Here is a 21,041-nt window from a genome sequence, read left to right on the forward strand (position 1 = left end):
GGCGCGCTGCGGGCGCGGACAACACAGGAGAAGAACAGCGCAAATGGGCAGGAAACCGAACGCGATGACGGTGCGCGGTGTCAAGAGCTGGCTGGAGGCACCGGCGGCCGGTATCGCCGAACGTGGCGGCAAACTGAATCTGCTGCGAGGCGCGGTGGCGCGGGTCACCACGCCCCTGCTCCCCGACGACTATCTACATCTGGCCAACCCGCTGTGGTCGGCGCGGGAACTGCGCGGCCGGGTGGTCGACGTCCGTAAGGAAACCGCCGATTCGGCGACCCTGGTGATCAAACCCGGCTGGGGCTTCGACTTCCGCTACGAACCCGGGCAGTACATCGGTATCGGGATCCTGGTGGAGGGTCGCTGGCACTGGCGGTCCTATTCGCTCACCAGCCCGCCCGACTGGGACGACCCGCGCTACGGCAAAAAGGCCATCGCCATCACGGTGAAGGCGATGCCGGAGGGTTTCCTGTCCAGTCACCTGGTCAACGGCGTGTCGGCCGGGACGATCGTGCGGCTGGCCGCCCCGCAGGGCGCGTTCGTGCTCCCGTCCCCGCCGCCGCCGAAGGTGCTGTTCCTCACCGCCGGGTCCGGTATCACCCCGGTTATGTCGATGCTGCGCGCCCTCGATCGCCGCGACGCGGTGACCGATGTGGTGCACATCCATTCGGCGCGGACCGCCGCGGACGTGATGTTCGCCGCCGAACTCGACGCACTGCACACGCGGCATCCCGGATTCGTCTCCCACGTCCACCTCACCGGCGAGAAGGGCAAGTTCGCCACTGCCGCCCTGGATGAGCTCTATCCCGATTGGCGGGAGCGCCAGACCTGGGCGTGCGGCCCGCTGGGGATGCTCGACGAGGTCGAGAAGCACTGGCAGGAGGCCGGGCTCGAATCGGCGCTGCACGTGGAGCGGTTCGAGGTGGAGCGGTCGGCGACCGGCGAGGGCGGCACCGTCACCTTCGGCAGAAGTGGCCGCACGGTCACCGTGGACGGCGCGACCACCCTGCTGGAAGCCGGTGAATCCGCTGGAGTTCAGCTGCCGTTCGGCTGCCGGATGGGTATCTGCCAGACCTGTGTGGTCACCTTGAGTTTGGGACATGCCCGCGATCTGCGCAACGGCACGGAGCGGTTCGAAGGAGAGAAGGTACAGACGTGCATCTCCGCCGCGGCGGGTGACTGCACACTGGATATGTGACAGGCGACGGTTCACCCGGCGAGCGCCGCTTCCGGGTACGCTCGGGGTAGCTTCCCGGATCCGGGAAGATCGCGGGAACACGCGTTCCCGCTTGAAGCCAGGTCCGACCGCCGGCGTGGACGTGTGTCAGCGTGCGAACTGCACCGTTGGCGCTATCGCGGTCCGACACCAGACCAGCCGGGTGGACAGACGGTCGGCACACGGACGCGCTCGACCGAAGAGTCGGCGGCGGTACGCCTATCCCGCTGCCATCTTCGCGGACAGCGCCTACAGAAGGGACGCCGGTGGCAATCACCGACATCAGAGCCTTTGCCCACCTCACGGCCGAGGATGTCGAGACGCTGGGACAGGAACTCGACACCATCCGTCGTTCGGTCGAGCAGTCCCTGGGCGAACGGGACGCCCGGTACATCCGGCGGACGATCGCGGCCCAGCGCGGCCTGGAACTGGCCGCCCGCGGCGTCCTGTTCGGTAGCCGGAACCGGTGGGCCTGGCTGGCCGGTACCGCCATGCTCTCGGTCGCCAAGATCATCGAGAACATGGAACTCGGTCACAACATCAGCCACGGCCAGTGGGACTGGATGAACGATCCGGAGATCCACTCGACCAACTGGGAATGGGATATGACCGGTCCGTCGGCACAGTGGCGGCGGGCGCACAACTATTCCCATCACACCTATACCAACGTGTTGGGCAAGGATGAGGATCTCGGCTTCGGCATCTTGCGAATGACCCGAGATGAACCGTGGCGGCCGGTGCACCTGGTGCAGCCGATCGCCAATATCATCTTGGCCGCAGCGTTCGAATGGGGCATCGCTCTGCATGATTGGGCGATCGAGAAAGAGCTCACCGGAACACCGCGGAACCAGCTCCTCTCCGAACCGAACAAACTGTTCGTCCGCAAGATCGCCCGGCAGGTAGCGAAAGATTTCCTGCTCTATCCCGCGGTCACCGGGCCGGCCTTCATGTCGACTTTGAAGGCGAACGCCACCGCGAACCTGATCCGCAATCTGTGGGCCTACGCGGTGATCTTCTGCGGCCATTTCCCCGACGGCGCGGAGAAGTTCACCGAGGAACAGCTCGTGGGCGAGACACCCGGTGAATGGTATCTGCGGCAGATGCTGGGCAGCGCGAACTTCTCCGCCGGTCCGGTCATGGGCTTCATGAGCGGCAATCTGAGCTACCAGATCGAGCACCATCTCTTCCCGGATCTGCCCAGCAACCGCTACCCCGAGGTCGCGGTCGGCGTGCGCGAGCTCTGCGAGAAATACGATCTGCCCTACACCACCGGATCCCTGGGCAAGCAGTATCTGCTCGCCTTCCGCACCATTCACAAGCTCGCCCTGCCCGACCGATTCCTGCGGCGCACCGCCGACGATGCGCCGGAGACCTCCTCCGAACGCAAGTTCGCCGGGGTCACCGTGCCCGCGGGGTCGGAGAACCGGCCGTGGAGTATCGACCCGGCGACCGGAAAACGCCGCGGCCTGCGCTGGGCGTTGCACGAGGCGAAAATCGCGCTCCGCGCCAAAGCCGAGCAAGAGAAAGAAATGCTGCGCACCGCCGAACGCACACTGCGGGCCAAGGCCCGGCAGGAGCAGGATCTGCTCCGGCGGGCCCGGCACACGTTACGCAAATCGCAGCGTTCCCACTCGGCCTGAGTGGCGCGGTTCGATTCCGGAAAGATAATCGGGTACCGGGTGTAACACGACTGCCACGGCAGGCGATCATCCCCATCGAGGCCCGAGTGTGACGCACGGTTGCGCTGTTTCCCCGTGCCTATCATTCGTCTTTGGTACCCGCAATAGGGCGCACACCACATTTTTTGAGTAAATCTCCAAACCTACGGTGTCGTAACTTACGGTAGGGTAGCCGCCATGGCTATCTCGGATGTCAAGGAATACGCGCATCTCACCGAGGCGGATGTGGAGGCTCTCGGAGCCGAGTTCGACGCGATTCGCCGGGACATCGAATCGACCCGGGGCGAGCGCGATGCCCGATACATTCGCAATGTCATCCGGCTGCAGCGGGCGCTTGAGCTCAGCGGTCGGACGGTCCTGTTCGCCAGTTTCCTGCCCCCGGCCTGGCTGGCCGGCGTGGCGCTACTGGGCACCGCCAAGATCATCGAGAACATGGAGATCGGGCACAATGTGATGCATGGTCAGTGGGACTGGATGAACGATCCGGAGATCCACTCCACCCACTGGGAATGGGACAACGCGGGCCCGTCCAAGCATTGGAAGCACACCCACAACTACCTGCACCACAAGTACACCAACGTCCTGGGAATGGACGACGATATCGGCTACGGCCTGCTCCGGGTCACCCGTGATCAGCGCTGGAAGCCATTCAACATCGGTAACCCGGTCTACAACCTGGTGCTGCAGTCACTGTTCGAATACGGCGTCGCGATCCAGCACCTCGAACTCGGGAAACTGGCCGCCGGAAAGTTCGAGCCGGGCAGCGCGGAACGGGCGGAATTCGACCGCAAGGTCGACGAGGTAGTGGCCAAGGTCAAAAAGCAGGCGCTCAAGGACTACGTCGTCTACCCGTTGCTGACCGGGCCCTCGTTCTTCCACACCCTCACCGCCAATCTCACGGCGAACGTGATCCGCAATGTCTGGTCCAACGCGGTCATCTTCTGCGGCCACTTCCCCGACGGCGCCGAGAAATTCACCAAGGCCGATATCGACAACGAGTCCCAGGCCCAGTGGTACCTGCGGCAGATGCTGGGCAGCGCCAATATCTCCGGCGGCAAGCTGATGCATTTCATGACCGGCAATCTCAGCCACCAGATCGAACACCATCTCTTCCCCGACCTGCCCAGCAACCGCTACGCGGAGGTCGCGGTGCGGGTACGCGAACTGTGCGACAAATACGACCTGCCGTACACCACCGGATCGCTGCCGGTGCAGTACTTCAAGGCATGGCGCACAATCCTGAAACTGGCGCTGCCCAACAAATATCTCCGCCACACCGCCGACGACGCCCCCGAAACGGCCTCGGAACGGAAATTCAACGGGCAGGCGGTCTCCACGTTCGACCCCATCACCGGAAAGCGCCGGGGCCTGCGCACGGCGATCGCCGAAGGCCGCCGCCGGCTCCGCCGCCGCTCGGTCGCCCTGGCGGGCTGAGCCACCGGCGGTGGGGTCGCGGGTCCGAGCTCCGCTCCGCCCTGCGATCCCGCCGCACCCGTACGCACGTCGGCCGTGCACAGACTCCGGCAGGACGCGAACACTCGACAGACCGGCCACCGCGGTTCCCGGACCCGACCGGTCACACAGCGCGTCCACTTCGATGTGCTGGTGAGCGATGTGAAGGTCACCGAACCGCCCGTGCCGGCGAGGGATGCCGCTTTCGTCCGGACATTCACGGTGCCGAGTTCAAGGCGGCCCATCAAAGGGTCGAGGCCCCCTCCCGCCCTTGGCCGGAGGTGGGGCTGCGTGTATTTGCGCCGTCGGCGGCGGCGCGGGGTCGAGGCCCCCTTGGTCTCGCCGTTTCGGCCTCGAGACTCGAGCCTTCGGCTCATGCGACGTGCGGTCGGCCTTCCACGGAAGGCCGACCGTTGAGCACCTTCGGTCAAGGGGTGAGACGGGCCTCAACCCTTCGAGGTGTCTCGCAGAACTCGACACATACGGGGTTGCGTCGGCATTCGACGTCCGGGTCGGCAGATGGGTCGTCCATAGAGCGCGACCATTGAACGCGACCCGAGACCGGGGAGCACAATAGTGCTGTGTGTGCAGCGGAGATGAGCGTTTACGAAGCCATCCGGACCCGCCGGGATGTGCGGGCGGAGTTCACCGGGGAACCCATCGACGACACCACCCTGTGGCGGATCCTCGAGGCGGCGCACTGCGCCCCCAGCGTCGGTAACTCGCAGCCCTGGGATTTCGTGATCGTCCGTAATCGAGCGACCCTGCGGACATTCGCCGCCCATGTGGCCGAGCGACGGCGCGACTTCGCGCATTCGCTTCCCGCCGACCGGGCGCGGACCTTCGCGCCTATCAAGATCGACGGAATCGAGGAGAGCGGTACCGGCGTCGTAGTCGTCCATGACGACGCGCGGGGTGGGCCGCAGGTACTGGGCCGGGCGACTGTACCCGAAACCGGTTTGTACTCGACTATTCTCGCGATCCAGAACCTGTGGCTGGCGGCTACCGCCGAACGGGTGGGGGTGGGCTGGGTGTCGTTCTACGACGAGGCCTTCCTCACCGGCCTGATGGATCTGCCCGCGGGCGTCCGGCCGGTCGCCTGGCTCTGTATCGGCCCGGTGGCCGAATTCCAGCAGGTTCCGGATTTGGAACGATTCGGCTGGCGGGAGCGGCGTCCGCTGCACGCCGCCGTCCACGAAGAGCGGTACACCCCGGCTGGCCGGGAACAATAGAGCCGACCGGCCCAACGTGCGGACCGGTCGGCTGCAGTGTCGGCTAGGCGAGCCTGATCAGGCCGTAGTCGAAGGCATGCCGGCGATAGACCACCGACGGACGATCGGTTTCCTTGTCCTGGAACAGGAAGAAATCGTGGCCCACCAACTCCATTTGGTAGAGGGCGTCGTCTACCGTCATCGGGATCGCCGAGTGCACCTTGGTGCGCACGATATGCCCGGGCCCCTCGTATTCGGGGTAATCGGCCGCGAAATCGGACCGTTTCGCACTGTGCGGAGAGTGGTCGTGCGGAATTCCGGAGAGGTCGCCGAGTAGCGCCTCATCGGCCAGATCGGCGGTGGCGTCGTGTACCGAGACCGGAGTCTTCTCACCGTAGTGGACGCGGCGACGGTCCTTCGTGCGACGCAGCCGGCTTTCCAGTTTGGCGGTCACGGCCTCGAATGCGGCGTAGAAACTGTCCGCGCAGGCCTCGGCCCGGACAATCGGACCCTTACCGCGCGCGGTGATCTCCACCCGCTGGCAGTTCTTGCGTTGACGACGGTTGCGCTCGTGGAACAGCTCCACGTCGAAGAGGAAAATCGATGGGTCGAAGCGTTCCAGCCGGGACAGCTTGTCCGACACATAGATTCGGAAATGGTCGGGAACCTCGACATTGCGGCCTTTGACGACGATATCCGCCCGGGTGTCCCGCGGTCGGTCCAACTGGTCGTCCAGCTGCGTCTCGGCTGTGTCCTGAACTGAAGGTCGTGAAGTAGTCGTCACGCGTACCTCCCAAATTCGGCCGCACACTTGTCGTCGCATGCGGCGGGATGAAACGGTGCCGGCCATGTCGGATCCAGTCGGCCGGCACGTGATGTACGAGGCCCACCTCCAAACTCCCGGATCGGGTGTGTGCACGCGACGCTAGTACGAGGATCGGAGGTTCGCCACTGTTCACGCAAATTTCCCGGATTCACCCAGCACACGTCACGAATACGCCATCCGCGCGTGTTCCTGCGGCAACGAGGGCCCGGGTGCACGCGGACGCCGTGGCACCTGTCGTCAATACGTCGTCGACCAGAACGACCTGTGCGTTCAGCACGTGCGCCGATAACGGCGCGGCGCTCACCCGGCCGCGTAGATTGCGGTCGCGCTCGCGCGCCGACAGACCGGCCGAATCGCGGACTCCCCACCAGACTCTCAGACAAGGCAGAACCTGGCAACTGCCCAGCGATCGGGCCGCGATCCGCGCGCACCGCAGTACCGGGTCGCCACCGCGCCGCCGCGCCGCGGCCCGCCGGCTCGGCGAAGGTACAAGTATCAGGGGCCGGTCCGGTGCCCGCAACTCGGCGAGTCCGGCCGCGAGGGCGAGTCCCAGTGGGCGAACGAGATCACGACGGTGCCGTTCCTTGGCCGCCAGTACGGCCTGCCGCGCCGGGCCGTGGTAGCGGCTCAGCGCCCAGCACGGCACCCCCGGATCGGCCCGGGGATACACCCGGATCGGCGGGCCGGAGACACTGCGGGCGCACTCGGCACACCACGGTGTCCCGGGCAGGCGGCAACCGCCGCATTCCGACGGTACGACCAGATCCAGCAGTGTCCGCATGCGCGCAGTGTGCCGGTGGACACCGACAACCGGGGCCGGGATCAGCCCGGCAGCACCGGCACGGCGTCCGCGCCGAGACCGGGAACCTCACGCCAGTAGGGATCGCCGCCTTCGGGCGTGCGGGTGAATTCCAGTACCGCGCGGGAATCGGCGGCATACTGGCGTTCGATGGAAGCGGTGACCTGGCGGACCGGCGGAGTGAGATTGCGGCCGCCCAGCGAAGCCATACCGGAGCCGTCGATCTTCACCGTCCGCACCGGATCCACATTGCCCGCGGTAGCCAGGATGACCGTATCGTCGCTGAACCAGTCGACCGAGGTCGCGGCGGTACTCAACTCCATGGCGATCTGGCGCGGTGCGGTGAGCGCGAAGGTACCGTCCGGCCGCCGCAACACCATGGAGACGTACACCTTGCCATCGGCGATCAACACCGCGCCGACGCCGTTACGGGAGATCCGCAGTTCGGTGATCGGCAGTTCGAAGGTCGGCCCGGAACTCGGGGCGAGCAACTGGGCGGTATCCACCTCCTGGACCGATACGGTGCCGGTATCGCGGTTGGTGACCGCGCGGATCACCCGATTCCCGTCGATAACCGCCCAGGCCGCGCTGCCGTCGGCGGTCCAGGACGGGCGGGTGATGGCCCCGCCCTCGGCGACCGGGAACGCGTTACCCCCGTAGCTGCCCACCATCAGCGTGCGCTGCGGCTGCGGCGGCTCACGGCCCGCGTCGGCGACGGCGGCCACCAGCTTCCCGTCCGGCGACAACCCCACCGACTGCAGGTTCTGTACGTCACCGAAGTAGCCCGGGGCCGGGGCGGGGGTACGATTCTCCTCCACCTTGACCAGCTTGCCCTCGCGCAGCGCGTGCAGTCCGATCAGGGCGTCCGGCTCCACGGAATCGGCGAGCGGTCCCAGATCGTCGATCGACCAGCCGTTCCCGGCCAACCGCTCCTCCAGCGGCCGACCGTCGTCGAGCAGCATGTAGGGGCCGAGCACATCGGCACCCGCGAGGGTGAACACCACCTGGGCCGCGAACAATTCCCGGTCACGGGGGCTCAGTTCGCCGATCCCGGTGAAGTCGATCCGCACGCCGCCCAGGCCCACGCCGACGCCCACCGGATCACCGTTGGCCTTGGTGACGGTCCCGCGCACCGCGACAGGCGGGGCCAGGTAGTTGCGTACGACCGGAGCGATATACGGCTGCGGGCCGGAAATCAGCTTCGCCACCAGTTGCTGCGCCAGCTCGTCCGGGCGCCCCGCGACCCAGCGCAGATCCGGCGCCACATGCTGACCGTCGGCGGTGACGAAGTACAGGGCGTGCCGCCGGTAGGACTGGGTGAACGCACTGTACTCCATCACCACGCCGTCGGGCAGTTCGTCGATACGCCACTGGCCGTCGACCCGGATCATCTCGATCTTGTTCTCGATGATCCCGTCCACCGCGTGGTACGACCCGTCCGCGGCGAGCTCGCCGACCTTACGCGCGCGCAGCACGTAGGTCGCCTCGTTCTCGTTACGCGATTCGCGCAGGGTGTCCGCGCGCTCCACGATCACGGTCGAATCGGTGTCGTTCCACTGGGTCGACGCGGCGGGCGTCATGTACTGGCGGGCGGCGAGGTGGCCGTCGGCGGGATCTGCGGTGGCCTGCAGGAAATCGCGCAGCAGCAGATCCGGATCCCGCCCCGGCGTCGGGGCCGGGGGCCCCTCGGCGGTCGGTTCCTGGTTGATCGTGCCGAGCGCCTGGGGTTGGGAGGAGTCGGGCAGATTCGCGCAACCGCCCGTGGCGGCCAGGCCGATCACCGCCGCCGCCACCACCAACTGCCGGAACCACCGCCTGCGTGCGCTCATGACTTCCGGTCCCCGCGGTCGGTGGTGGGCACCGAGCCACCGGCCGGGCCGGGTGGCTGTGGGTTCGTGGCGTCACCCGGTCCGGCTTCCGGATTGCGCGCGGACGGTCCGGAATCCGGACCGGCGTCGTGCGTGTCGACCGCCGGCGCTCCCGGCGCCGGGGTTTCCGGTTCCGCAGGGCCCGTATCCGGCTCGGCGGGTGCCGCGGGCAGGGGCGCCCACGGCTCGGATTCGGTGACCGGCGGTCCGAGCTCCACCCGTTCGCCGCCGACCCGCTCGCTCTCGGCGTGCGGCCGTCGCGGCGCCCGGCGCATACCGGGTTCCAGCGGCAGCGGGCTCTTGCCCAGCTTCTGGCCGCGGATCAGTGGCAGGGTCAGCCGGAAACTCGCGCCGACCCCGGGCCGTCCCCACGCCTCGAGCTTGCCGTCGTGCAGGTTGGCGTCCTCGACGCTGATCGACAAACCGAGCCCGGTCCCCCCGGACCGGCGCATCCGCGAAGGGTCGGACCGCCAGAACCTGCTGAACACCAGTTTCTCCTCCCCCGGCCGCAGACCGACACCCTGATCTCGTACCACCACGGCGAGGGCGTTGGCTTCGGTGTCACCGCGCATCCGGATCAGGACGGGTTTGCCCTCGCTGTGGTCGATCGCATTGGCGAGCAGATTGCGCAGCACCCGCTCCACCCGGCGCGGATCGACCTCGGCCACCACCGGCTCCTCGGGCAGGTCGATGACCACCTCGATACCGGTGTCCCGGGCCAGATGCCGCACCGTGGAAATGGCCGCGCGGACGCACATCCGCACATCCAGCGACTCCACCTGGAGTTCGGCGACGCCGGCATCGTGGCGCGAGATCTCCAACAGATCGTTGAGCAGGCCTTCGAAGCGGTCCAACTCGGTGACCAGTAGTTCGGCGCTGCGGGCCAGCGCGGGATCGAGATCGTCGCTGCTGCCGTGGATGAGATCGGCGGCCATCCGCACCGTAGTCAGCGGGGTACGCAACTCGTGGCTGACATCGGAGGTGAAGCGCCGCTGCAGATTGCCGAATTCCTCCAGCTGGTTGATCTGGTTGGACAGGCTCTCGGCCATTTCGTTGAACGCTTTCGCCAGCCGAGCGATATCGTCGTCGCCACGCACCAGCATGCGTTCCTTGAGCCGGCCGTCGGCGAACCGGCCCGCGATCCGGGCGGCCGACCGGATCGGCAGCACCACCTGCCGGGTCACCAGGGCTGTGATGGCGGCCAGCAGGATCAGCAGCACCACACCACCGACGAGCATGGTCCCGCGCATGAGCGCCAGACTGCGTTCCTCGTTGCCCAGCGGGAAGATCAGATAGATCTCCAGCGTGGGCACCTCGGCGCTGGGGCTGCCGATGATGAGCGCGCGACCGTGGTAGCCGTCCGGGTCCGAGACGGTGGCGAACTGGTAACTGACCTGGTTGCGCTGGACGAACCGGCGCAGCGCGTCGGGCACCTCTTTGATGGGCCCGGCGGTGATCACCTGCTGCGGAGTCCCGCCGATCATGCTCAGCGCCGAATCGAAACTGCCCGCCGCCCCGCCGGTCCGGCTCGAATCGCGCCGGTTGGACAGCGACTCCCGGGCATCGGTCAGCCGCTGCTCCTGGCTGGTGAGATCGTGGACCCCGGCCAGCTGGGTTTCGACCGTATTGCGGACCCGGTCCATCTCCTCGACCCCGGCATTGATCTTCGCATCGAGCAGCCGGTCGGTGATCTGGCTGGTCAGCACGACACCGAGCACCGTGATGACGATCAGCGACAGTGTGAGAGTCGAAACGATGACACGCAACTGCAGCGAACGCCGCCACAGCAGACCCAGCGATCGGCCGACATGCTGGAACCATTCGTTGACCGGTGCCGATGCCTCCCGCGCGTCGGCGAGACGCCCGTTCTGTCCGACTTTCCGACCGGCGTCCGACCCTACGTGGTCGCGCAAGGTAGCGCCTCCGGACCCGGGCCCTCGAGCCGGATCACGGCGGACCGGCCTTGTACCCCACACCGCGGACGGTCAAGACGATCTCGGGATTCTCTGGATCTTTTTCGACCTTCGCTCGTAGTCGCTGCACATGCACGTTCACCAGGCGGGTGTCGGCGGCGTGCCGGTAACCCCAGACCTGTTCCAGCAGTACCTCGCGGGTGAACACCTGGCGCGGTTTGCGGGCCAGCGCCACCAGCAGATCGAACTCCAGCGGCGTGAGCGAGATCTGCGCGCCCTCGCGGGTGACCTTGTGCGCCGGGACATCGATCACGATATCGGCGATGTTCAGCAGCTCGGCCGGTTCTTCCTCGGTGCGGCGCAGCCGGGCCCGGACCCGGGCCACCAGCTCCTTCGGTTTGAACGGTTTGACGATGTAGTCGTCGGCTCCGGATTCGAGACCGAGCACCACATCGACAGTGTCCGTCTTGGCGGTGAGCATCACGATCGGCACACCCGAGTCGGCGCGCAGCACTCGGCACACATCGATGCCGTTCATCCCGGGCAGCATGAGATCGAGCAGCACCAGATCGGGCCGGATCTCACGAACTGCCGACAGGGCCTGGGTGCCGTCGCCGACCACGTGCGGATCGAAACCCTCGCCCCGCAGGACGATGGTGAGCATCTCCGCGAGCGCCATATCGTCGTCGACGACCAGAATCTTCGGCTTCATAGTTACTATGTTGTCATCTCCCGCGCTCGTAACGGGCCGCCACGCCACACAGTGGCGCGTTCCCGCCGGATATCCAACACTAAATCGCGACCAATGCGGCGAGCCGCGCGGCCAATGAGTTCATTTCCCCGGCGAGCCGGCCGGAACCGTCTTCTTCGGTGGATCGGAAAACCCACCAGGTTCCGTACCAATCACGCCGAGCAAGATCACGGTACACCTCGGCGGTACGTTCCTGTAATCCGCCGTCGCGTTCGTAAGCGTCCAGGTCGCGCGACGCATCGTGTTCACCGCGGCGGCGCGCGCGGGAGGCCGCGACCTCGACCGGAACATCGAGCAGCAACTGCACCCGCGGTACCGGGAGTTCGAACCGGCCGAATTCCAATTCCCCCACCCACCGCACGATTTCCCCGTCGGCGGACTGGCCCAGCCGGGCCGCGTTGTAGGCGGCATTGGAGGCCACGTACCGGTCCAGCACGACGATATCGTTGTCGACGAGCAATTTCGCCAGTTCGTCGGCGGCCTCGGCCCGGTCGAGCGCGAACAGAACGGCCATGGCGTTCACCGACGCCGCCAGATCACCGTGCGCGCCGCGTAATGCCTCGGCGGCCAGATCCGCGTGCACCGACCGGCCGTAGCGCGGGAACGCGAGGGTAGCGACCCGGAGTCCGCGACTGTCGAGCCCGGCCGCCAACCCGGCGATCAGCGTCCGCTTACCCGCACCGTCGAGGCCTTCGACCGAGACCAGCACACCCATATGGAGCAGCCTACTCGGATATGCGCGCCCACCTGCTTCGCAGGTGGGCGCGCATGGAGTCGGCCGATCCGGTGGGATCAGTACCGGTAGTGCTCGGGCTTGAACGGACCCTCGACGTCGACGTTGATGTACTCGGCCTGATCCTTGGTGAGCTTGGTCAGCGTGCCGCCGAGCGCCTCCACGTGGATCCGGGCGACCTTCTCGTCGAGCACCTTGGGCAGGCGGTAGACCTCGTTGTCGTACTCGTCCGGCTTGGTCCACAGTTCGATCTGCGCGATCACCTGGTTGGAGAAGCTGTTGCTCATCACGAACGAGGGGTGGCCGGTGGCGTTGCCGAGGTTGAGCAGACGGCCCTCCGAGAGCACGATGATGGACTTACCGGATTCCCCGAACGTCCACAGGTCGACCTGGGGTTTGATATTCAACCTCGTCGCGCCCGAACGTTCCAGGCCCGCCATATCGATTTCGTTGTCGAAATGGCCGATATTGCCGAGAATGGCCTGGTCCTTCATCGCCTTCATATGCTCGAGGGTGATGATGTCCTTGTTGCCGGTGGAGGTGACGACGATATCGGCGTCGGCGATGGCCTGTTCCACGGTGACCACGTCGAAGCCGTCCATCAGCGCCTGCAGGGCGTTGATCGGATCGATCTCGGTGACCTGGACGCGGGCACCCTGGCCGGCCAGCGATTCCGCACAACCCTTGCCCACATCGCCGTAACCGCAGATCAGCACCTTCTTACCGCCGATGAGGACATCGGTGCCGCGGTTGATGCCGTCGATCAGCGAATGCCGGGTGCCGTACTTGTTGTCGAACTTCGACTTGGTGACCGAATCGTTGACATTGATCGCGGGGAAGCTCAGCTCGCCGGCGGCAGCGAACTGGTAGAGCCGTAGGACGCCGGTGGTGGTCTCCTCGGTGACGCCCTTGACGCTTTCGGCGATCGCGCTCCACTTACCCTTGTCGCTCTCGAACCGGTCACGCAGCAGGTTCAGGAACACGGTGTACTCGGCGGAATGCTCCTCGTCGGCCGGTGGAACCACTCCCGCCTTCTCGAACTGGGCGCCGCGCAGGACGAGCATGGTGGCGTCGCCGCCGTCGTCGAGGATCATATTGGCCGCTTCGCCGGGCCAGGTGAGCATCTGCTCGGCCGCCCACCAGTACTCCTCCAGCGTTTCGCCCTTCCAGGCGAAAACGGGAGTGCCCTGCGGCGCGTCGACCGTGCCGTGCGGGCCCACCACCACGGCCGCGGCCGCGTGGTCCTGGGTGGAGAAGATATTGCAGGAGGCCCACCGCACCTGCGCGCCCAGCGCGGTGAGGGTCTCGATCAGCACAGCCGTCTGCACCGTCATATGCAGCGAACCGGAGATCCGGGCACCCTTCAACGGTGCGACGTCGGCGTACTCGCGGCGCAGGGCCATCAACCCGGGCATCTCGTGCTCGGCCAGCCGGATCTCCTTGCGGCCGAAATCGGCCAGCGCCAGATCCGCGACCTTGTATTCGACACCGTTGCGGGTATCGGTGCTCAGCGAGGTTCGAGGCAGTTCGGAGGTCGTCATCAGCGTGGATCAGCCTTCTCTCGGTTAGGACAGGAGCGAGTCAGGCCCGGAGGCGGTAGCGGAGCGTCACCACGCAGGGCCCTCGCTCATGCCCGATAAACACGGTCTCGATCGCAAGGCTAGCCGGTTGGCCCGCACTGTGGTGCGGGTGTGCCGGTCGGCGCGATAGCCGATCGGTAACGCTCCCGGCGGGTCCGGTGATCAGGCCGCGACAGGACCCTGGGCCGCCACCGGCAGCCGGCGGCGCCTACCGGGAGACAGATGGGCCCGGCTGATATCGCCGTCGTAGTGGGCGAGGACCCGTTTGTCCATCACCCGCCGCCACAGCGGCGGAACGATGGCCAGCACCACCATGGCCGCGTAGCCGGCGGGCAGTTGCGGAGCCTCGTCCGAACTGCGCAGGGTCTGGTACCGGCGCCCCGGGTTGGCGTGATGGTCGCTGTGCCGCTGGAGATGGAAAAGGAAGATATTCGTGACCAGCCGGTCGCTGTTCCAGCTGTCGCGCGGAGTGCACCGGCGATAGCGGCCGTCCGGCTTACGTTCCCGGAGCAGTCCGTAGTGCTCGATGTAGTTCACCGTTTCCAGCAGCCCGGCGCCGAGCGCCGCCTGCAACAGCAGGTACGGCAGAATTTCCCAGCCGAAGACCAGCATCAGGGCACCGAAGAGCGCCACGGTCATCGACCAGGCCTGCAAGATGTGGTTGCGGGGGCTCCACCAGCCGCGACCGGCCCGCCGCAGCCGTTCCCGCTCGAGGGTGATCGCGGAGCGGAAGCCACCGATCACACTCCGCGGCAAGAAGGTCCACAGGCTCTCGCCGAGCCGGGCACTGGCCGGATCATCCGGGGTGGCGACCCGGGCGTGGTGGCCACGGTTGTGTTCGACGAAGAAGTGGCCGTACCCGGATTGCGCCAGGGCGACCTTGGCCAGCCAGCGTTCCAGGTGTTCCGCCCGGTGCCCGAGTTCGTGTGCGGCGTTGATACCGATTCCGGAGACCAGTCCGAGGGTGGTGGCGAGTCCGATCTTGTCGAGGACGCTCAGCTCGGAACCGGCCCACAGGTAGCCGGCCAAGGTGAGGCCGATGAGCTGGAAGGGCAGGAAGAGGTAGGTGCACCAGCGGTAGAAGCGATCATTGGAAAGAGTCTCGTAATCCTCGTCGCGCGGGTTGGTGCCGTCGTCGCCGACGAGCACATCGAGCAGCGGAATGATCACCAGCACCACGATCGGCCCGAGCCACCAGAACACCTCGATGCCGGTGTGCAGCACCAGCTGCGACGGCAACAGCGCACAGGCCGGTGCGATCAGTCCGAGAATCCACAGATGGCGTTTGGGATCGGCCGATCCAGCCGACTTACCAACCAATTGCACTTTTTGCCCCGCATAGTGAGAACCCGTACCGACAGCGGCCTACATATTGACAGAACATGCGTCACCGATGCGTCCTTGTTCGCTCCGAACGTGGGCACCGTTACACACCGGTACCGCACCGGGGGTCGAGTCACCCCGCATCCGAGCAATCCCGCGACCCCTCCGCTATCGATCAATCGTCAGCATGAGCGCGCGAAAACGACATGTCCACCGAAACAGCGAATTCACCGCAATCCGCGTTCGGCGAGCACGGCCGCGACGTAGGGGCTGAAAACTCGCCCCAGTTCGGCCGGCGCATCGTGACCGGGTGGCGGCGGGGTAGGAATGTAACTGATCGCCAACCGCACCAGCGCGTGGGCGAAGGTACGGGCCTGGGCCTGCGTCAGCGCGATCCAGCTGCGCTGCATCACCGTCGACAGCCGCTCGGTGGCATGGGCGATCAGCGCCCCGGCGTCGAGGGTGATGAGTCGGAGCAGGTCGAGTTTCACCTCACCCAGCAGCAGTGACTGCACGAGCGGGTCCTGGGCCGAATCGTGGAAATAGCGCGCCAGACCGTCCCGGATGGATGCCTGGGCGTCTCCCACATTGGCGGCCAGCGCCGTTTCCACATGGTCCACCAGGTGATCGGCGAGCCGGACGGCGTAGGCCTCGGCGAGGCCACCACGCGAACCGAATTCGTTGTAGAGGGTCTGGCGGCTCACCCCGGCACCGGCCGCCACATCGGTGAGCGTGATCTTGGACCAGTCACGCTGCACCAGCAGGTCGCGCATCGCGTCGAGGATGGTTGTGCGCAGCAGCTCACGCGCAGACCCCTGGGTGGTGTTCCGGGCTCCGGTGCTCGGCATATCAGCGACACTGGCACGAACCAACCATGTGAGTCAAAGTTTCAAGTTCGTTCGATTTCGATCATGAAGAAGTCCGACTTGGCCGCACCGCAGTCCGGGCACGTCCAATCGTCGGGAATATCGTCCCAGCGGGTACCGGCCGCGATACCGTCCTCCGGCCACCCGAGGGCCTCGTCGTATTCGAAGCCGCACTGGGCGCACTGATACAGCTTGTAATCGGTCATGGAGCACACCGGCCTTTCGGTCGATAGGGCTACCACCGGCCGCGGGGCCCGGCGGGCAACGGCTCGAAATCGATCTTCTCCCGGACCGCGCAGTCCGGGCAGCACCAGTCGTCGGGCACCTCTGACCAGGGCGTACCCGGCGGGAAACCCTCACGCGGGGCACCCGCGCGCTCATCGTAGACGTAGTCGCACACGGGGCAGCGGTATTCGCTCATTCCGGAGCCTCCATCGCGGTCGTGCCGTAGCGCGCGAGTACCCGGTCCCGCACCGGAGGATGGATATTCGCGCGGGTGATATCGCCGCCGTAGTGCGCCAGCACCCGTTTGTCCATCACGCGCCGCCACAGCGGCGGCACATAGGCGAGGGTGATCATTCCCGCGTACCCGGCGGGCAGCGCCGGGGCCTGCTGCCAGGTGCGCAGCGCCTGGTATCGCCGGGTCGGGTAGGCATGGTGATCGCTGTGCCGCTGCAGGTGGTAGAGAAAGATATTGGTGACCAGGAAATCGCTGTTCCAGCTGTGCGCGGGAGTGGGGCGCTCATAGCGTCCGGAAGAAGTACGCTGCCGCGCCAGACCGTAATGCTCCGTGTAGTTCACCGCCTCCAGCAAGCCGAATCCCACCACCGCCTGCAGCAGCAGATACGGCAGTAGTTCGATCCCGAACACGAGGACGAGCGCGGTGAACAGCACCACGGTCAGCAGCCAGGCGGTCAGCACATCGTTACGCCGGTTCCACGGCCCGAACCCGAGCCGCTGCAAGCGGGTACGTTCCAGCGACCACGCCGAGCGCAGGCCACCCCGGACCGACCGCGGCAAAAATGCCCAGAAACTCTCGCCGAACCGGGCGCTGGCCGGGTCCTCGGGGGTCGCTACCCGCACATGATGACCACGATTGTGTTCGATATAGAAATGGCCGTAGGCGCTCTGCGCGAGCGCGATCCTGGACAGCCGCCGCTCCAGACCCACTTTCTTGTGGCCGAGCTCGTGCGCGGTGTTGATGCCGATGCCGCCGATCACCCCCATCGTTACGGCCAGGCCGATCTTGTCTATCAGGTACAGCCCACCCTCGACCGGCAGCTGCGCGCCGTCGGCGGTGATCAGGTAGGCACCGGCGAGCAGGGTCGCGTACTGGCACGGCAGATACAGGTAGGTGAGGTAGCGGTAGTACCTGTCCCGCTCCAGCGCGGCCACGGTCGATTCGGGTGGGTTGGATCCGTCCGTCCCGACCATTCGATCGGCTATCGGGATGATCAGATAGAGCAGGATGGGCCCGAGCCAGAACACGATATGGATCAGACCGGGACGGCCCATGGCAGCCAGCGCCCAGACCGCCGGGATACCGATGACGAACAGTCCGGTGGGCGCCAGCAGACCCCACAGCCACAGGTACCGCTTGGGGTCGCGCCAAGATTCGGGTGGAGTGGATTCGAAGGGCTCGACAGGCATCTCCGTCTCACTTCTGATAGGGGCATGGGCAGGCTCCGACCTGCTGTCCGACTTCCTCACGCCGGGCGCACTGGGCGCACCACACTCACTCCTGACACGGTAAACGCGAAGAAGGCCCGAAGCGGACACGTTTATAAGTTCGGTAAAGAACGGATTCGGGTTCACGCATACGTTATGTAGCGACCCGTTTCCGAGGCCATCCGCGAGCGAAACCGCTGCTCAGCCGTGACCGGCCGAGCAGCGGGCTCCTCAGCGAATCAGTACATCGGCGTCCGCGGGCAGCCCGTCGACGGGCCACCACCGCAGATCGGCGGACTCCGCGCTGCGCACCGGGACAGCTCCCGGGGGCGCGGTGATCCGGAACAGCAGATCCAGATGCCGGGTCGGGGCACCGAGCGAACAGGTGATCGGATGCGCCTGGGCACCGTAGAGTTCGGGCTCCAGCCGGAGCCCGGGGATTCCCGATTCCTCGGTGGCCTCGCGCAGGGCGGCGGCGGCCACGGTGTCGTCATCGGGCTCGCAGTGCCCGCCGAGCTGGATCCAGCGTCCGACCCGCGGATGCAGGGTCAGCAGTACCTCGCGGCCGTCGGCGGAGAACACCACGGCCGAGGCGGTGATATGCCCGGGTGCGTGCTCCCGCAGGCAGCCGCGCGGCGCCGAGCCGAGGAAGGCCAGCATCGCCTCCCGCAGCGAGGCGTCGGCGCCCGAATCCGGCCGCCACGCGGTCAGTAGTTCGGTCGCCGACACGTGCAGCGATTCGGTGGTCACAGTTCCACCAGCCCCGGGGCCGGGTCACGCGGGGGACGCGGCCGGAGTTCCTCGGTGGGATGCCCGACCGCGATGGCGCCCAGCGGGCTCCATTCGTCGTCCAGGCCGAGTACTTCCCGGGTCGTCTGCGGGGCGAAGATGGTCGACCCGATCCAGCAGCTGCCCAGCCCCTCGGTCGCCAGGGCGACCAGCAGTCCCTGAACAGCGGCCCCGACCGCGACGGTGAACATGGTCTGTTCGGCGGCGCGGCGGCGGTCGTCCGGATAGTCATGGGCGCCGTCGGGGACGCAGAACGGGATGATCACCTCGGGTGCGTCGAACAGAATGCGGCCGCGGTTCACCCGCTGTTCGGCCCGCTCTGGATCCAGACCGTCCGCCGCGAGATCGGCCCGCCATTCGCCGGCCATCGCCTCGAGCAACCGTCGCCGCCGGTCCTCGTCGCGCAACCAGACGAAACGCACCGGGCGGGTGTGGTGCGGAGCCGGTGCGGTGAGCGCCACCGCGACCGCGGCGCGGATCCGTTCGGGGTCGACGGGGTGGGGCGCGAAGCTGCGGACCGAGCGGCGCATCAGCACCGCTTCCCCGCGGCCGCGCGCGATCGCCTCGGCGGTGCCGAGCCAGAACAGGTCGTCGGTACCGGCGCGCACCAGATCGGCTGCACCGGAACCGTTGTCGGCCACGGACAGGCCGCGCACCACCGCGATCGGGACCCCGCCCAGCTTGCCCTTCACCAGGTCCGCCGCGGCGGCCAGCTCGTCCGCGATCGCCACCTGGGTGACCTGTAGTTCGTTGCCCTGTCCGTCGACGGCCCCCGCGTAGTCGTGCAGCACCGGCAGTCCCGCCGAACCGATAGCGACATCGGTCTGCCCGTTACGCCAGGCACGGCCCATGGTGTCGGTGACGACCACCGCGATATTCACCCCGAGTCGCGCGCCCAGTGCCGAACGCAATCCCTTCGCGCTGCCGTCGGGATCGGCGGGCAGCAGCACCAATTCACCGTGCTCCACATTGGATCCGTCCACGCCGGACGCGGCCTGCACGATACCGAGCCGGTTCTCGGTGATCAGGGTCCGGCCGCGGCGCGCCACCACCCGCACCGCCTCCTGTTCGACCAGCCGTCGGCGCGCGGCATCGCGTTCCTCCGGATCGGTGGGGGCCGGCACGATCCGGCCCTCGGCCTTGGCGACGATCTTGCTGGTGACCACGAGGACATCACCGTCGGCCAGCCAGGGCGCCCGGGCGGCGATATGTTCGGCGAGATCGTCACCGGGCCGGAATTCCGGCAATCCGGTGATCGGCATAATCTGTAATTGCGTGGCGGCGTGGTCCGCGGCCACTATCCCGGCCAACGGTTCTGCGCTGGTCACGGCTTCACTCCTGCCAAATCGAGGGCCTCACGCACCATTTCGGCGGTGGTGGGCGGGTCGGTCATCACAAGGGGAACGCTGCGCACCTGTACGTCCGGGACCTCGGCGGTATCGGTCGTATGGATCAGCCAGCCGTCGAGAATGCCGGTGGCCGAACGGGGTCCATAGTGGCGCCCCACTGCCTCCGCCGTCGTCTCCACACCGATCACCGACAGGCACTCGTCGGCCATCCCGCGCAACGGTTTGCCGTCGATCACCGGCGAGACCCCGATCACCGGGGCCTTCGTGGTGCGCAGCGCACCACGAATTCCGGGCACCGCGAGGATCGATCCGACGCTGACAACGGGGTTCGAGGGAGCGAGTAATACGACATCGGCATCAGCTATGAGTTCGGTCACATTCGATGCCGGTTTGGCGTCATCCGCCCCGATTGTGGCGAATCCGTGGGTTTCGACGGCGGCGCGGTGGCGAACCCACCACTCCTGGAAATGGATCGCGCGGCGTTCGCCAGGGCTCTCCGGGTCGCTGATAACAACATGCGTTTCACAGCGATCGTCGGTTGCCGGGACGAGTTTCACACCCGGTTGCCATCGTTTGCAGAGGGCTTCGGTAACCGCCGAGAGGGGATACCCGGCGCGCAGCATTTCGGTACGAACCAGGTGCGTCGCGATATCCCGGTCCCCCAGCCCGAACCAGTCGGGCTGGGCATGATATTTCGCGAGCTCCTCCTTGGCGTGCCACGTTTCCCCCAACCGGCCCCAGCCGCGCTCCGGGTCGATTCCACCGCCGAGCGTATACATGCAGGTATCGAGGTCGGGGCAGATTCTCAGCCCGTGCATCCAAACATCGTCGCCCACATTGACGATGGCGGAAACCTCCGCCTCGGGCAGGAGCTCCCGGACGCCCAGCAGGAACCGCGCGCCACCGACTCCGCCGACCAGGACGACGATACGGGGGCCATTGGCGGGTGCGCTGTCCGCTTGTTGTGAAGTCACATCTGTACACACTATGCCGCGTCGGAAATGGTGCGCCTTCCGCT

At 66.7% G+C, this 21,041-nt stretch carries 19 protein-coding genes; 4 read left to right on the top strand and 15 right to left on the bottom strand.

Annotation, left to right across the window (positions count from 1 at the left end):
• Positions 1-43: 43 nt before the first annotated feature.
• The 4 genes from ACQPYS_RS23790 (at position 44) to bluB (ending at position 5,579) form a co-directional block, all read left to right on the top strand.
• On the top strand, positions 44-1,198 hold the full coding sequence (locus ACQPYS_RS23790; RefSeq protein WP_433490867.1) for a ferredoxin reductase: 1,155 nt from the start codon (positions 44-46) through the stop codon (positions 1,196-1,198).
• 284 nt (positions 1,199-1,482) lie between these two features.
• Positions 1,483-2,856, top strand: coding sequence for a fatty acid desaturase family protein (locus tag ACQPYS_RS23795; RefSeq protein ID WP_431941889.1), 1,374 nt, complete (start codon positions 1,483-1,485; stop codon positions 2,854-2,856).
• A 216-nt stretch (positions 2,857-3,072) separates the two neighbouring features.
• Entirely contained in the window at positions 3,073-4,329 is a 1,257-nt protein-coding gene (locus ACQPYS_RS23800) for a fatty acid desaturase family protein (RefSeq protein WP_063039225.1), read from the top strand.
• A 614-nt stretch (positions 4,330-4,943) separates the two neighbouring features.
• Positions 4,944-5,579: a 5,6-dimethylbenzimidazole synthase gene (gene bluB, locus ACQPYS_RS23805; protein WP_433490868.1), complete on the top strand. Its 636-nt coding sequence runs from the start codon at positions 4,944-4,946 to the stop codon at positions 5,577-5,579.
• 43 nt (positions 5,580-5,622) lie between these two features.
• On the opposite strand, the gene hpf is transcribed toward bluB, so the two are convergent.
• From hpf to cofD, 15 genes are all read right to left on the bottom strand, one after another.
• Positions 5,623-6,342, bottom strand: coding sequence for a ribosome hibernation-promoting factor, HPF/YfiA family (gene hpf / locus ACQPYS_RS23810; RefSeq protein WP_431941887.1), 720 nt, complete (start codon positions 6,340-6,342; stop codon positions 5,623-5,625).
• 190 nt (positions 6,343-6,532) lie between these two features.
• Positions 6,533-7,165 (bottom strand): ComF family protein, encoded by a 633-nt coding sequence (locus tag ACQPYS_RS23815; RefSeq protein ID WP_433490869.1) that lies wholly within the window; start codon positions 7,163-7,165, stop codon positions 6,533-6,535.
• A 41-nt stretch (positions 7,166-7,206) separates the two neighbouring features.
• A complete protein-coding gene (gene lpqB, locus ACQPYS_RS23820) occupies positions 7,207-9,012 on the bottom strand; it encodes an MtrAB system accessory lipoprotein LpqB (protein WP_433490870.1) in 1,806 nt (601 codons plus the stop codon).
• Positions 9,009-10,847 carry an MtrAB system histidine kinase MtrB gene (gene mtrB, locus ACQPYS_RS23825; protein ID WP_433493118.1) on the bottom strand — a complete coding sequence of 613 codons (1,839 nt, stop codon included), beginning with the start codon at positions 10,845-10,847 and terminating at the stop codon, positions 9,009-9,011. Before mtrB ends, lpqB begins: the two co-directional genes overlap by 4 nt.
• A 151-nt stretch (positions 10,848-10,998) precedes the next feature.
• On the bottom strand, positions 10,999-11,676 hold the full coding sequence (gene mtrA / locus ACQPYS_RS23830; protein ID WP_033243239.1) for an MtrAB system response regulator MtrA: 678 nt from the start codon (positions 11,674-11,676) through the stop codon (positions 10,999-11,001).
• 79 nt (positions 11,677-11,755) lie between these two features.
• Complete coding sequence (locus tag ACQPYS_RS23835; RefSeq protein ID WP_433490871.1) at positions 11,756-12,430, bottom strand: dTMP kinase; 675 nt, start codon at positions 12,428-12,430, stop codon at positions 11,756-11,758.
• A 77-nt stretch (positions 12,431-12,507) separates the two neighbouring features.
• Complete coding sequence (ahcY, locus tag ACQPYS_RS23840) at positions 12,508-13,989, bottom strand: adenosylhomocysteinase (RefSeq protein ID WP_433490872.1); 1,482 nt, start codon at positions 13,987-13,989, stop codon at positions 12,508-12,510.
• Positions 13,990-14,190: 201 nt separating this feature from the next.
• Positions 14,191-15,348, bottom strand: a complete 1,158-nt coding sequence (locus ACQPYS_RS23845) for an alkane 1-monooxygenase (RefSeq protein WP_433490873.1) — start codon at positions 15,346-15,348, stop codon at positions 14,191-14,193.
• 230 nt (positions 15,349-15,578) lie between these two features.
• On the bottom strand, positions 15,579-16,199 hold the full coding sequence (locus tag ACQPYS_RS23850) for a TetR/AcrR family transcriptional regulator (RefSeq protein ID WP_063039241.1): 621 nt from the start codon (positions 16,197-16,199) through the stop codon (positions 15,579-15,581).
• Positions 16,200-16,240: 41 nt separating this feature from the next.
• A complete protein-coding gene (locus ACQPYS_RS23855; RefSeq protein WP_063039243.1) occupies positions 16,241-16,423 on the bottom strand; it encodes a rubredoxin in 183 nt (60 codons plus the stop codon).
• Between the two features lie 29 nt (positions 16,424-16,452).
• Positions 16,453-16,638: a rubredoxin gene (locus tag ACQPYS_RS23860; protein ID WP_063039245.1), complete on the bottom strand. Its 186-nt coding sequence runs from the start codon at positions 16,636-16,638 to the stop codon at positions 16,453-16,455.
• Positions 16,635-17,867, bottom strand: a complete 1,233-nt coding sequence (locus ACQPYS_RS23865) for an alkane 1-monooxygenase (protein ID WP_063039247.1) — start codon at positions 17,865-17,867, stop codon at positions 16,635-16,637. The genes ACQPYS_RS23860 and ACQPYS_RS23865 overlap by 4 nt, the downstream gene beginning before the upstream one ends.
• A 249-nt stretch (positions 17,868-18,116) precedes the next feature.
• Positions 18,117-18,635, bottom strand: coding sequence for an NUDIX hydrolase (locus ACQPYS_RS23870; RefSeq protein WP_433490874.1), 519 nt, complete (start codon positions 18,633-18,635; stop codon positions 18,117-18,119).
• Positions 18,632-19,984 (bottom strand): coenzyme F420-0:L-glutamate ligase, encoded by a 1,353-nt coding sequence (locus ACQPYS_RS23875; RefSeq protein WP_433493119.1) that lies wholly within the window; start codon positions 19,982-19,984, stop codon positions 18,632-18,634. The genes ACQPYS_RS23870 and ACQPYS_RS23875 overlap by 4 nt, the downstream gene beginning before the upstream one ends.
• A gap of 14 nt (positions 19,985-19,998) precedes the next feature.
• The gene (cofD, locus tag ACQPYS_RS23880) at positions 19,999-20,997 is read right to left on the bottom strand and encodes a 2-phospho-L-lactate transferase (protein WP_433490875.1); all 999 of its coding nucleotides are present in this window, start codon (positions 20,995-20,997) and stop codon (positions 19,999-20,001) included.
• Positions 20,998-21,041: the final 44 nt, after the last annotated feature.

The sequence above is a fragment of the Nocardia grenadensis genome (assembly GCF_050942415.1).
Taxonomy (GTDB): Bacteria; Actinomycetota; Actinomycetes; order Mycobacteriales; family Mycobacteriaceae; genus Nocardia; species Nocardia grenadensis.